The sequence below is a fragment of the Parvularcula lutaonensis genome, assembly GCF_014651915.1.
Classification (GTDB): Bacteria; Pseudomonadota; Alphaproteobacteria; order Caulobacterales; family Parvularculaceae; genus Parvularcula; species Parvularcula lutaonensis.
On record NZ_BMXU01000001.1, the window covers coordinates 1,181,648 to 1,194,556 of the forward strand.

Below are 12,909 nucleotides of genomic sequence, written 5' to 3' on the forward strand. Positions count from 1 at the left end.
ACTGGGTATCGTTTCAGCTTACCACTCGTAGCGGAAGCCGATGCGGGCCTGGTAGAAGGACAGGTCCGGCTCGAAACGGCCAGTCGGATCGTCGTCCAGGAAGTTGAAGCGGTACAGGCAGTCGTCAGCCTGCACGCAGACGGTGCGGGGGTCGTCGCCGACCAGCGCGGTCGCACCATCGACACCATTGGCGGCAACATCGGCAGCGGACACGAGGTCAGCCGAGACGGTGTTGTCGGCGTTGAAGCGCGGAGCGCGTTTGAAGGTGCCCCACTCGTCGTTGAGGAAGTTGCCGACATTCTCGATGTCGAGAATGAACTTCAGCTTGTTGCCGGTGAAGCGCTCCATGCCGAAATTGGCGAACGGGAGCTCCTGCTCGAAGTGGAAGTCCCAGAACTGGTTCCAGGGACCTTCGTCACCGCCACGCGGCTGGATGCCCGGGGACATGCCACGCTCGTTGACGAAGCGCAGGAAGTCGGCCTGATCGAAGGTCGAGGCGAAGACGACACGCGGATCGTTGAAGCCGCTGGCGTCAAAGCTCGGCACATAGAGCAGGTCGTTGTCGAACGGGTTCTCACCATCACCCGGACGGCCGAACAGCGGGTTCGAGCTCGAGGTGTTGAAGGTGTAGCTGAAGGTGTCGCCCGACTGGATGTCACCGAACAGCGCGATCTTGGTGTTCAGGCCTTCGAAGAGCTCGGTCTCGTAATCGAGGAAGATCTTGAAGGCATGCTCGACCTGGAAGTTCGAGGTGCCGGCCGAAGGGAAGTTCCGGTCGCTGTCGATGATCGCACGGTAGTTCGAGATGCCGCGCGAGCTGGTGCCCGGCGTGACGCTCTCGATGTCCTGGTGTGCGTAGCTGACATTGAAGCCGAAGCCGTTGTCGTAGTTCTTGGCCAGCGAGACGGTGAAGGTGTTCGAGACGCCTTCCTCGAAGTTGTCGAGGGCGACAACGTTCGAGATGCCGAGGGCCTGCAGGTTGGCATAGATCGGACGACCGTCGGGAGCCGTGCCGGTCGGCTGGGTTGCCGGCAGTTGCGTCTGCGCCAGGTTGCGCCACAGGAAGCCGTTTTGGGTTTCCGTGCGGAGGTACTGGAGCGTCAGCTGGTAGTCGGTACCGAGATCAACCGGAAGACCGAAGCCCGTGAAGTCGAGGTCGAACGACTGGTCGAGGCGGAGGGAGCCCTTCCAGTCCGACGGGATCTCGAAGTCAGGCGAAATGACGTCGATCGGGACGAACGTCGCCAGGGTGGTCTGAGCGACCTGGTCCTGCAGGGCTTGCGGGACCGTGTTCGGGTTCACACCGGTGAAGGTGCCCGAAGCGGTCGGCGCAACGAGGCCCTGGAACGCGTTGGAGATCCAGACCTTCGGATCGCCACCGGCGAAGAGACCGAAGCCGCCGGTGATCTTGGTGCGCGGCAGCGGGTCGTATTCGAACGAGACGCGCGGCATGACCAGCGACTTGCCATCGAGATTCTGCGTCGATTCGAAACCGTAGGTGTTGAAGAACGTCGTCGACGGGATCGGCTCGTCGTCTTGCTGGAAGAGCTCGATGCGGACGCCGAGATCGACCGAGAGGTCCGAACGAATCTGCCAGGTGTCCTGGGCGGACAGCGACCACTTGCTCAGACCCCACTCAGCGGCGGCGTCATTGGCGTCGTTGGTCGGCGCGTTGCGGTACTCGACGTCGGCGACGCCGTTGACGAGGTCGTCATAGTTATCGAACGTGAACCGGCCGTTCGAACGTTCGACGAACAGGTTGAAGAGTTCGTAGTTTTCGTACTCAGCACCGAAGGTGAGCTGGTGATCCTGCCAGGTGTAGTCGGCACGGGCCAGGATCTGGAGACGCTCGTCCTCGAAGGCATTGGCGTGACGGAAACGGTCACATCCGCCGGTGAGGAAGATCTCGTCATCCGGATCCGGCGTGTCGATCAGGCCGTCCAGCGGCGAGCCGGCGATCTGGTTCTCGGTCAGGCTGAAGCGGATCTCGCCGACACCCGGCAGGCCACAGATCTGGCCACGGGAGTTGTCCTTGAAATTGACACGGAGCTGGGTCGACAGATCGTTGGTCCAGTCCGAGAACAGCTCGGCGGTGTAAACATCGACTTCCTGCGGGACGTTGTACCAGGTGTTCCGGAACTCGCTCGCGGAGATCGACTGAAGGCCGTTTTCCTCCGTCGACTGATAGGTGAACTTCGCACGGTGATCGTCGTTGATGTTCCAGTCGATCGAGCCGAGGAAACGCTCTGAGGTCTGCGGCGCGGCAACGGTGAGCGGACGGCCACCCATGTCGATGCCATAGGTGTCCAGAACGAGCTGGTTCAGGGCCGGGAAGAGGTTGGAGTCGATGTTGTCTTCGGCATCTTCGTCCGCAAACGAACGGGTCGAAGCCGATTCGAACTCGTCATAGGACACGAAGAAGAACAGCTTGTCCTTGATGATCGGACCACCGAAGGTGAAGCCGTACTCTTTCTCGTCGAATTCCGGCTGGGGAACGAGCTGACCATCGGCGACGTCGCCATTGTAGTCTTCGTTACGGCGATAGTAGAACGCCGTACCCTTGAATTCGTTCGTACCCGACTTGGTGACGACGTTGACGAGACCGCCGGTGAAGCCCGACGAAATGGCCGAGTAATCAGCGGCGACGATCGAGGCGTTCTCGACGGCGTCCAGGTTGATCGGCGAACGAGCCGTCGGATAGGTCGAGTTGGACAGGCCGAAATCGTCCTGCAGCAGCGCGCCGTTGACGGCGAGGCCGTTGAATTTCGGGTTCGCACCGGCGACCGACAGGTTGCCTTCGCCGTTCGACTGGGCGAGCGGATCGCGATTCAGGGTAGCGATGAGGTCACGCTGGACGGTCGGCGTGGAAGCGATGTCGTCTTCGCTGAAGGACGAGCCGACGCCGCCGTTGAGATCGAGACGCTTCGAACGGGTTGCCTTGACCACGATGGTGTCGCCTTGCTCGGCGCCATCGAGGTAGAGGGTGATCGAGTTGGACGACGGCTGCAGGCGGATACCTTCACGCGTGACCGAACCGCTCTCGGCCTCAGCCGTGATGGTGTAAGGGCCGCCGACGGCGAGACCGCTTTCGAAGAACACACCGTTCGACGACGTGGTGGCACGGGCAGAACGGCCCGTCCGCGTGTCGGTGATCGTGACGGTGACACCTGCGACCGGGTTCCCGGCAGCGTCCAGCAGCGTGCCTTGGAGATCGGAAGAGGTGAACTGCGCATGCGCAGCGGGCGCGAGAGACGCCGCGATGGCCATTGCGGCAGCGCCGCCGGCCCAACGATTGTTGAACATAGTCAGTCCCCAGATGGTGAGTGAGTCTAAGTAACGAACTCGTGGGGGCGACTAGTCGCGGAGTATGACGCTTTCTAACGACTTTTCTGTCAGATTTGTGACAGGCGCGGCTTCCCCTCGGGGTGGTGCGGAGAAGCCACAGTTTGTGAAGGAGATGCTTACATTTCTTGAGGGATTTGAATCCCTAGCTGGCCAAGAATGTCTTCGATCTGTCGCAACGTGACGGCCACGAGCGCCAGCCGCGAGCGACGGATATCCGGGTCCTGTTCGTCGGCGATTCTGCAATTGGCATAGAACTTTGAGAATGCCTGCGCCGTCTGGAACGCATGTTCGCAGAGGATATGCGGCATCCGTTTTTCGTAGGCACTCCGGTGGGCATCGCCGTAACCGAGAAGTGATGTCGCGAGATCGACCTCGGCTTGCTCTTTGAGACAAAATGTCCCGGTCATGGCCTCGTCGAACGGGACGCCGGCCTTGCGCAGAACCGACCGCATTCGCACCGCCGCATAGAGAAGATAGGGGCCTGTCTTTCCCTCGAATGCGACGAAGCGGTCGATATCAAAGACATAATCCGTGGTCCGCGGGTTCGAGAGATCCGCGAATTTGAGCGCGGCGATCCCGACCATCCGGGCATTGTCCGCCCGGCTCGGATCATCGGCACCATCCCCGGAATTCTCACGCAGGCGCTCCTCGGCCTTTTCCGTCACCATGGCGATGAGGTCGGAGAGTTTCAGAACGCCCCCTTCGCGGGTCTTGAACGGCTTTCCGTCCTTGCCGTTCATCGTCCCGAACGCCGCGTGCTCGAGCTGGTCTTCCTCAAAGAGGCCCATTTTCACGGCTGCGCGGAAGACCTGCACGAAGTGCTCGGACTGCCGCTTGTCGACGACGTAGATCGCCCTTTCGAAGCCGTCTTGCTTGCGCTGCACCAGAGTCGCGAGATCCGTCGAGCCATAGCCGACAGATCCGTTCGACTTGACCACCAGGAGCGGCGGGATCCCTTTCTTGTCGTCCTCGCGCGCGACGAACACCACCTGGGCACCGTCGCTCTCCTCGAGGAGTCCCCTCTCCTTCAGCTCGGCGACCATCGGCTCGATCAGGTCATGCACCGATGCCTCTCCGCGCCAGAGCTCGAAACTCACGCCCAGCGCGCCGTAGTCACGTTCGAGCGCTTCACGGCTGACATTGACGAAGTGCTGCCAGAGTGCGCGATAGCCGGGCCGACCGGCCTGCAGTTCGGCGGTTGCGGCCTGCGCCTCGGCCATCCGCTCGGGATCGGCCTTGCAGGCTGCCGACGCCGCCGGATAGATCTCGGCGAGCTCCTCCACGGTGACAGGGCTCTCCTCGGGGAAGCCATCGGTCTTGTTCTCGTCGAAATAGGGAAGATCCGGCATCCGGCGGCGGAGCTCGGCGATCAGCTGGCCCATCTGCAGGCCCCAGTCGCCAAGGTGGATGTCACCGAGTGCATCGTCCCCTGCTCGGCGCATGATCCGCTTCAGCGCCTCGCCGATGATCGCGCTGCGCAGATGGCCGACATGGAGCGGCTTCGCCACGTTCGGCCCGCCATAGTCGAGCACGACCTTCTCCGCCTTCTCCACGCGGAAGCAGCCCTGCTGCTCATCCGCTTTCAGCTCGGAGGCCAGCTCTTCGACAAAGGCGACGGTCGGGGTGAGGTTCAGGAAACCCGGCCCGGCCAGTGTCACCTCCTCGAACGCCGCATCCCCGTCGAGGCGTGCCTTGATGGCATCGGCGAGCTGGCGCGGGTTCTTCTTCGCAGCCTTCGCTGCGGCGAGCGCACCGTTGCACTGAAACGGCGCGAGGTCAGGCCGGTCCGAGACGCGCACTGCTCCGAGCGCGCGGTCGAGGCCCTCCGCTTCGAAGGCATCGCCGACAATGCGGCTGAGCCGCTCGGTCAGAGAGATCATCAGAGCTCCGGGAATTTGAGGCTGGCGCCCGAGCGGTTCCAGCGGAACTGCTCCTCGGTGAGGACAAAGCCGATGGCGATCTCGAAGTTGAGACCCGAAGTCGCTTCCTTCGCACGCGGGATCACGATGCTTTCGATCTCCTCGGTGAGCGTCACGACGCTTTGCCCCGGCTTGAAGGTAACGGGCACCTGGAAGGTTTCTTTTGCGATGACGTCGCGATTCGTGCGGGTGACGGCGACGAAGTACTCGACCATCACGGTGTCTTCCTCGGCAGCCGGGCCGCGGCCGATCGACATGGTGAAGGCAACCTCCGCGTCGATGGGCACGTCGGCGTAATAGCGGCACGAACTGGTGACATCGTCGATCTCGCCCGAGAACGCGACGTTCTCCAGCGCAGGCTCTGCGCCGCGGAAGTCGATGAACCTTGCTGCCTGCTCGAGGACGAACACGTTCGGGCACGGCGCCGGGTTGGCGAGCCGTGCCGCGCGGCGGCGTTCCGTGCTGGCGCAGCCCTCCAGCAGGAGGACAAGGGCGAGAAGAATGACGGCGTATGGACGCATAGAGGCGTGGCTCCCGTGACGCTGGTCGAATATGGCGGTAGCCCGCACTTCGCAATTCCTATAGGTGAGCTTTCACCCGACGCGAACCCTGGCGGGGCGAATGAGCCAAGAAAAACCTCTTACACTTCGGATGGCCGCTCCCCGCGGCTTCTGTGCCGGTGTCGACCGGGCCATCGAAATGGTAGAACGGGCCATCGAGCGCTACGGCGCGCCGGTCTATGTCCGCCACGAAATTGTCCATAACGAAACCGTGGTGACGCGGCTCCGCGCCCTCGGTGCGGTCTTCGTCGACGAGCTCGCGGATGTTCCCGACGACCGCCCGGTGCTGTTCTCCGCCCATGGCGTGCCGAAAGCCGTGCCGCAGGAGGCCGAGCGCCGGAACCTGCATTATCTCGACGCGACCTGCCCGCTCGTCAGCAAGGTCCACATCGAGACCGAGCGCCACCACCGCCGCGGCGCCCATGTGCTCCTGATCGGTCATGCCGGCCACCCGGAGGTCGAAGGCACGATGGGACAGCTCCCGAAAGGCGCGATGACGCTGATCGAGGACGTCAAGGACGCCGAGACCTTCGAACCGCCAGCGGGCAAGCAGCTGGCCTACGTCACGCAGACGACGCTCTCGGTGGACGACACGAAGGAAATCGTCGCGGTGCTGCAACGCCGCTTTCCCGACATCTGGATCCCGCACAAGGACGACATCTGCTACGCGACGACCAACCGCCAGGAAGCGGTCAAAGTGATCGCGGAGGATGCGGATCTCCTCTTCGTCGTCGGATCGCCGACTTCTTCGAACTCCCTGCGCCTAGTCGAAGTCGGCCAGCGTGCGGGCTGCCCGGTGGGCCAGCTGATCGAGAATGTCGACGCCATCGACTGGGACATGGTCGCAAGGCTGGCGCCCCGCGTCGTTGCGCTCACGGCGGGGGCCTCGGCCCCCGAAAGCGCCGTGCAGGGCGTTGTCGAGGGCTTCCGCCAGCGGTTTGACCTGACCGTCGAAGAGGTGACGACGACCCGGGAAAACGTCGAGTTTAAATTGCCTCGCGAACTCGTCTAGCGTCGGTCCGCGATGGCGGTGTTTACAGACGTTTCCGAAGCAGAGATCGCTTCTTTCCTCGCAGGCTACGGCCTGCCCGCGCCCGATGCCGTCACCGGCATCGCTGAGGGTACGGAGAACACGAACTACAAGGTGATGGCCGGAGGGCGCCGGTTCATCCTGACGCTCTACGAGGCGCGGGTGAATGTTGCCGACCTGCCTTACTTCCTGTCCCTGATGGATGAGGTGGCGGGCGCCGGGCTTCCCGCCGCCAGACCTATCCGTACCCTGAAGGGTGAGCGGTTGCAGGCCATTGCCGGCAGGCCAGCGGCGCTGATCGAGTTCCTGCCAGGCCGGCCCAACATGGATCCCTCGCCGCGGGATGCCGAGACGGCGGGCAGCTTCCTCGCCCGTTTCCACCGAACCACGGCGCATTCGTCACTGCACCGGCCCAACACCATGGGCATGACGAGCTGGCGTGAGATGACCGCCCGCGCAGGCGATGCCCTCGACCGTTTCGGCGAAGGCGTGAGGACCGAGCTTGCCGAGACCTTGAAGCTCCTCGCGCGCTTCTGGCCCGTGGGCCTGCCCAAGGGGCCGATCCATGCCGACCTTTTCCCGGACAACCTGCTCCTGGACCACGGAGAGGTTTCGGGAATCATCGACTTTTACTTCGCGTGTACGGATTTCTTCGCCTACGACCTCGCGATCACGATGAACGCCTACACGCCTGAAACCGGAGCGCTCGATCTTACCAATGCCGAAGCGGTCCTTTCCGGCTATGACGAGACCTACAAGCTCACCGATGCCGAACGCTCGGCGCTGCCGGTCCTTCTCTGCGGCAGTGCCCTGCGATTTTTCCTCACTCGGGCCACGGATAATATCTTCGCACCGGAAAGTACGCTCTATACTCCGAAAGACCCGCTCCCGTGGCTGCGCCTGATGCGCCACCACCGGGCGAGGCTGGAGGACGAGTTATGATCAAGGCGTATACGGACGGTGCATGCTCGGGCAATCCGGGGCCCGGCGGGTGGGGTGTCCTCCTGGTCTTCAATGGCGAGCAGAAGGAGCTTTGCGGCGGCGAGGCCGAGACGACCAACAACCGCATGGAGCTGATGGCCGCCATCCGCGCCCTCGAAGAAGTCGCTCCGAACACGGAAATCTCCATCACCACCGACAGCCAGTACGTGAAGAATGGCGTCGAGAGCTGGGTGCACGGCTGGAAGCGCAATGGCTGGAAGACCGCGGCGAAGAAGCCGGTGAAGAACAAGGATCTCTGGGTCAGGCTCGACGGGCTCGCCGGGGAGCGCAAGGTCAAATGGGCCTGGGTGAAAGGCCATGCCGGCCATGATGGCAACGAGGCCGCCGACGCCCTCGCCCGCAAGGGCATGGCGCCCTATCAGTAGCGCTTCATACCCCCTACGGATCGCTCCGACGCTTGCCCCCTCGACGGTCACAGTCGCGTGATGTGAGCGCTCGAACCGCTGGGCGGGATGCACCACCGAATTGACCAGCACGGAGGCACGCCTACCCTTCAGGGAACCAGTCACGAACCGGAGGTATCCCATGCGCATGCTTTTCCTGTCAGCCGCAGCCCTGGCACTGGCGGCCTGTGCAAGCGGTCCGACCGGCCCGGATGCCGCAGCGAGGTTTGACACCTTCCAGGCTATCCAGACCAATGACTTCAGGGCGTATGACAAGGTGCAGGTCCTCAAACCCGTCCCCGGCCCCGACGTCGCCTCGCGGATCGATGCCAGGACCGTCGGGCGCCGCTTCGACCGCCGCCCGATCAGCCAGCAGGACGTCGACGCGAAAATGAATGACCTCTACGAGGACCTGGTCCGCGAGCTGAGCCGTCACGCCGAAATCGTCGATGAATCCGGCCCCGGAATCATCACGGTGCGCACGATTGTCACCGATCTCGATGCCAACCGCCCCACCATGGCCGAGCTGACCGACAATCCGGGCCTGTCGCTCCAGTCCATCGCTGCTGGCGATGCCGCGGTCAGGATCGAGCTCATCGAGGACGGCCAGGTGCTGGCCGTCATCACTGACAGCGACAACGTCAACAATCTCGGCGATCCCCGACTTGCAGGCGTGGCCATTTGGGAAACGGCGGACCGTTTCTTCGAGCAGGTCGCGCGCAAGCTCGGCGACCTCTTCGCCGGCTAGGCTTTCCCGGCTTTCCACGCTGCGTGCCCTTCGGCGCGCAGCTCGCAGGCCGGGCACGCCCCGCAGCCATAGCCCCAGGGGTGCCGGGTTCCCCGCTCTCCCTTGTAGCAGGTGTGGCTGTGCTCCTCGATCAGTGTGGTGAGCGTCTCGCCGCCAATTCTCTCCGCCAGCTTCCAGCTTTCCGCCTTGGACAGGTGCATCAACGGCGTCTCGACCCGCAACGGCATCTCCATACCCAGGGACAGCGCCTTCTCCTGTGCCGCGATCGTGTTGCTGCGGCAATCGGGATAGCCTGAATAGTCCGTCTCGCACATCCCGCCGATCAGGACCCCCGCGCCCCGGCGATAGGCCAAGGCACCTGCCGCGACGAGGAACGCCAGGTTACGTCCGGGCACGAAGGTGTTCGGCAGCCCATTCTCCTGCATCGTGATTTCGACGTCCGCGGTCATGGCCGTCTCCCCGATTGAGGAGAGGAAGCCGAGATCAATCAGGTGATCGTCGCCGAGCTTGGCCCCCCAATCGGGAAATGCCTCCGCCATCCGCTCACGGACGGTCAGGCGCTGCTCCAGCTCGACCCGGTGCCGCTGGCCGTAGGTGAAGCCGACGGTTTCCACTGCGCCGTAGCGCTTGAGCGCCCAGGCAAGACAAGTCGCGGAGTCCTGTCCGCCCGAGAAAAGCACCAGCGCTGTGTTCGATGACATCATGGTCCTTGCCTAGTCGTGACCGCTCTCGCGGGAAAGGTGCGTCCGTTAACCTCGTCTTCAGATATTGCAACCTAAGGGTGGTCTTGTCCGGGGATGATCCTTCCCTCACCTAGTGGCCGCCAAGATGCTCTCTCCTGGGCGGCCGTCATCCCGGATCACGTTGGCGGGTGCCCTGTGCCTTACGGGTTGCCCTGCCCCTCATGGGCACCCGCCAGCTTTTCTCTTCTCTGGGAGAGGGTTGCCCCTATCTGGGAGAGGGTTGCCCCTACGAACGAGCCAGTGTCACCGGCGCCGTCGAATGGTGCTCGGAATGGCTGTGGCCGTGCATGTGCGACGACCACATCAGAAGGATCGCTAGGATCGCCCCGAACGCATAGGTTGCAACGCTCGATTTGAAGCCCAGCTCACCGAACTCTTCGGGGAGCTGGCTGGCCCCCACAAACAGCAGCGCACCTGCGGCGTATCCCAGTGCAAGCGAGAACTGCTCAAGGGACAGGTCCGGCACGACCGCGAGCGTCGCCAGCGTGCCCATGGGCGTCGTCAGCGCCGCGCCGAACAGCGCCGCGAGGAGCGCGATCACCTTCGGCACGCCTGCTCCGCGGAGGATCAGGAACAGGACCACCCCCTCGGCGAATTCATGCATGATGAGCCCGAATGCGCCAAGGAACCCGGCCACGTCACTCGCGGCGAAGAGGAGGCCGTATTCCATCCCGTCGAGGGTGCTGTGCGCGGCAATGGCGAAAAACGCCGCGAAGGCGCGGCCTTCCGGGCGCCGCGCAAAACGGCTGAACACGAAGAGCGTGAAGTACCCAGCAAGCGCGGCAAGCGGCGCGGCCTGGCTGCCCCCGAACGCCTCGGGCAGGATGAACATCGCGGTGCTGAGAAGGATGCCTGACGCAAGCGCGGCAAAATAGGGCCGGTACCGCTGGGCGGTGTCCGGGCGTGTGGACACGGCGAAAATGCCCACCGACGCCATCGTCGCGGCGAGCACGCTCGCAACCAGAGCGGGGGGCCATCCGAAGACCCCCACCGAGGCGTCAATTTCTCCCAAGGTGGCCTCCCCAAGCCGGCCCGCCAGCGCCGATCATTTCGTCGCACAGCCGGGCGAATGTGACAAGAAGGTTCTGAAACTCTGTAACGCGGAGCGAGCCGTCTGCACCTGCCGTGGATTCTTGGCAAGAGCGGAAAGTCCACTAGCATCATGGCAAAGGAGAAACCTTATGCGTATCCCTGCCTTGACCGTTCTCGCCGCGCTGTCCCTCGCCGCCTGTGCCACCTCGTCCGAAGAGAAAACGGTGATGACCCCCGAGGAGGATCCGCGCGTGGTCGGGCGCGAGGACGGTGTCTGCTTCACGCGCACCATCAACGGGTTTTCGGAATGGGACGCTGGTGAAGGCGTGATCCTCAACCGATCGGTCAATGACCGCTACCTCGTGACCTTCGTCGGGCCCTGTTTCCCGCTTGATACAGCCATCGTTGTCGGACTCAGCCCGCGCTTCGGCACCGGCGGCTGCCTTCGCCGCGGCGATCTGATCTATTTCTCCGACAGCGTCAGTGGCCGCTCCAGCACGCCCTTCCAGTCCGGCACCTGCCGGGTCGGCGACATCTACCGGTTCGATCCCAAGGCGAAGGCCGATGACACCGATGAAGCCAGCGACGAGGCGGGTGAGGAGGGATGACGCACGGCCTCGGCGCAAGCTAGCGTGAACCTCCCAGCTTCCGGAGCACCTGGCACGTGACACCATTCATCCTTCCCTTCCACGGGAAGACGCCCAAGATCCACGACAGCGCCTTCATCGCGCCCGGCGTCATCATCATCGGTGATGTCGAGATCGGGCCCGACGCCTCGGTCTGGTATGGCTGCGTCCTGCGCGGCGACACGAACCGCATCGTCGTCGGTGCACGCAGCAATGTGCAGGACGGCACCATTTGCCATGTCGATGACGCGTCCCGCGGCGGAACACCGGTCCTGATCGGCGAGGATGTCTTGATCGGCCACCGCTGCATGCTTCACGGCTGCACGGTCGAGGCGGGCGGCTTTGTCGGCATGGGCGCGACAGTCCTCGACGAGGCCGTGATCGAGGGCGGCGGCTTCCTTGCGGCCGGAGCCTTCCTCTCCAACCGCAAGCGCGTGCCCAGCGGCGAGCTCTGGGGCGGCATGCCCGCCAAGAAGCTCCGTGACCTGCGCGAGGGCGAGGACAAGATGGCCCTGATGGGCGCAGCCTTCTACGTCGAAGAGGCCCGCCAGCACCGCGAAGCCATCGACGCCGCCAGCGCTTGACGCGCGGGGCCCGGCGGAATACCTCTCGCATCCCGTTGGGGCTATAGCTCAGTTGGTAGAGCGCGTCGTTCGCAATGACGAGGTCAGCGGTTCGATTCCGCTTAGCTCCACCATTTCTTTGATCTCACGGCGCGAGGCGCCTCGGATGGCGCGGACCGGTTGGTCCGGGCCGCGGTCGCGACCTTGCTCCGGGTTCGATCTTCGATCGAACGCCTCCACCACTCTTTCTCTCACGATGCGCAGCATCTCCGAGCGGGTGGGCTGACCGCCCGAGACCAGGTCGGGCCTTTGTTCCGACCTCGATCTCCGGTCGAAAGCCTCCGCCGGTTCCCCGGTCGCGCAGCGACAAAGGACACCGGAGGGTGGCCTCTCCCATCCCGGCACACGTCCCGCTGGCACGAAGTCTGCACCCTTTTCTCCCGTCAGCAGAGAGGAGGCGTCCATGCCGCACCAAGTTGATCTCCACGTGGGCCAGCGGCTTCGCCAACGCCGCACCCTTCTGGGCATGACCCAGCAAAAACTGGCCGATGCCGTCGGCATCAAGTTCCAGCAGATCCAGAAATACGAAAGCGGCGCGAACCGTATCTCCGCCTCGCGCCTGTGGGTCATCGCTCGCGCGCTCGAGGTTCCTGTCAGCCACTTTTTCGAGGGCCTGACCGAGGAAGAGCGCGCCCTGCACGAAAACGGCGAGCATGAGGATGGCGTCATCGCCCCGGAGGTCTTCCACCAGAAGGAGACCATCGATCTCATCCGCGCCTACTACAATCTCAAGGAAGCGCCTCGGAAGCGCCTCCTCGATCTCGCGAAGACCCTGGCCGACGCCGCGGCCTGACGTCTTCGCCTGGCGTACCGGCCAAGCGGGCCTGCCCCCGCGAGCGCCGGTATGGGGGAAAGGCCCCGCGCGCACCGGGTGAGGGTGCAGCGCGGGGTCTTGCTT

At 63.8% G+C, this 12,909-nt stretch carries 12 protein-coding genes and 1 tRNA gene; 8 read left to right on the forward strand and 5 right to left on the reverse strand.

Features of this window, described 5'->3' with window-relative positions:
* Nucleotides 1–18: 18 nt before the first annotated feature.
* From IE053_RS05675 to IE053_RS05685, 3 genes are all read right to left on the reverse strand, one after another.
* Nucleotides 19–3,303 (reverse strand): TonB-dependent receptor, encoded by a 3,285-nt coding sequence (locus tag IE053_RS05675; protein WP_229786072.1) that lies wholly within the window; start codon nucleotides 3,301–3,303, stop codon nucleotides 19–21.
* A 158-nt stretch (nucleotides 3,304–3,461) separates the two neighbouring features.
* On the reverse strand, nucleotides 3,462–5,225 hold the full coding sequence (gene argS / locus IE053_RS05680) for an arginine--tRNA ligase (RefSeq protein WP_189573126.1): 1,764 nt from the start codon (nucleotides 5,223–5,225) through the stop codon (nucleotides 3,462–3,464).
* Nucleotides 5,225–5,785 carry a hypothetical protein gene (locus IE053_RS05685; protein ID WP_189573128.1) on the reverse strand — a complete coding sequence of 187 codons (561 nt, stop codon included), beginning with the start codon at nucleotides 5,783–5,785 and terminating at the stop codon, nucleotides 5,225–5,227. Before IE053_RS05685 ends, argS begins: the two co-directional genes overlap by 1 nt.
* Before the next feature lie 100 nt (nucleotides 5,786–5,885).
* Here IE053_RS05685 and ispH point away from each other — a divergent pair, with 100 nt between their 5' ends.
* The 4 genes from ispH (at nucleotide 5,886) to IE053_RS05705 (ending at nucleotide 8,987) form a co-directional block, all read left to right on the forward strand.
* A complete protein-coding gene (gene ispH / locus IE053_RS05690) occupies nucleotides 5,886–6,836 on the forward strand; it encodes a 4-hydroxy-3-methylbut-2-enyl diphosphate reductase (protein WP_189573131.1) in 951 nt (316 codons plus the stop codon).
* A gap of 12 nt (nucleotides 6,837–6,848) precedes the next feature.
* A complete protein-coding gene (gene thrB / locus IE053_RS05695; protein ID WP_189573134.1) occupies nucleotides 6,849–7,796 on the forward strand; it encodes a homoserine kinase in 948 nt (315 codons plus the stop codon).
* Entirely contained in the window at nucleotides 7,793–8,221 is a 429-nt protein-coding gene (gene rnhA / locus IE053_RS05700) for a ribonuclease HI (protein ID WP_189573137.1), read from the forward strand. The genes thrB and rnhA overlap by 4 nt, the downstream gene beginning before the upstream one ends.
* Nucleotides 8,222–8,381: 160 nt before the next feature.
* Nucleotides 8,382–8,987: a DUF3313 family protein gene (locus IE053_RS05705; RefSeq protein WP_189573140.1), complete on the forward strand. Its 606-nt coding sequence runs from the start codon at nucleotides 8,382–8,384 to the stop codon at nucleotides 8,985–8,987.
* On the opposite strand, the gene queC is transcribed toward IE053_RS05705, so the two are convergent.
* Together queC and IE053_RS05715 are read right to left on the reverse strand one after the other, a co-directional pair.
* Complete coding sequence (queC, locus tag IE053_RS05710; RefSeq protein WP_189573143.1) at nucleotides 8,984–9,691, reverse strand: 7-cyano-7-deazaguanine synthase QueC; 708 nt, start codon at nucleotides 9,689–9,691, stop codon at nucleotides 8,984–8,986. The genes IE053_RS05705 and queC overlap by 4 nt on opposite strands.
* A 265-nt stretch (nucleotides 9,692–9,956) precedes the next feature.
* Nucleotides 9,957–10,742, reverse strand: a complete 786-nt coding sequence (locus IE053_RS05715; RefSeq protein ID WP_189573146.1) for a ZIP family metal transporter — start codon at nucleotides 10,740–10,742, stop codon at nucleotides 9,957–9,959.
* A gap of 169 nt (nucleotides 10,743–10,911) precedes the next feature.
* Here IE053_RS05715 and IE053_RS05720 point away from each other — a divergent pair, with 169 nt between their 5' ends.
* From IE053_RS05720 to IE053_RS05735, 4 genes are all read left to right on the forward strand, one after another.
* The gene (locus IE053_RS05720) at nucleotides 10,912–11,370 is read left to right on the forward strand and encodes a DUF6491 family protein (protein ID WP_189573149.1); all 459 of its coding nucleotides are present in this window, start codon (nucleotides 10,912–10,914) and stop codon (nucleotides 11,368–11,370) included.
* A 56-nt stretch (nucleotides 11,371–11,426) separates the two neighbouring features.
* Nucleotides 11,427–11,972: a gamma carbonic anhydrase family protein gene (locus tag IE053_RS05725; protein WP_189573152.1), complete on the forward strand. Its 546-nt coding sequence runs from the start codon at nucleotides 11,427–11,429 to the stop codon at nucleotides 11,970–11,972.
* Between the two features lie 37 nt (nucleotides 11,973–12,009).
* Nucleotides 12,010–12,085, forward strand: a tRNA-Ala gene (locus IE053_RS05730).
* Nucleotides 12,086–12,414: 329 nt separating this feature from the next.
* Nucleotides 12,415–12,804: a helix-turn-helix domain-containing protein gene (locus IE053_RS05735; protein WP_189573155.1), complete on the forward strand. Its 390-nt coding sequence runs from the start codon at nucleotides 12,415–12,417 to the stop codon at nucleotides 12,802–12,804.
* Nucleotides 12,805–12,909: the final 105 nt, after the last annotated feature.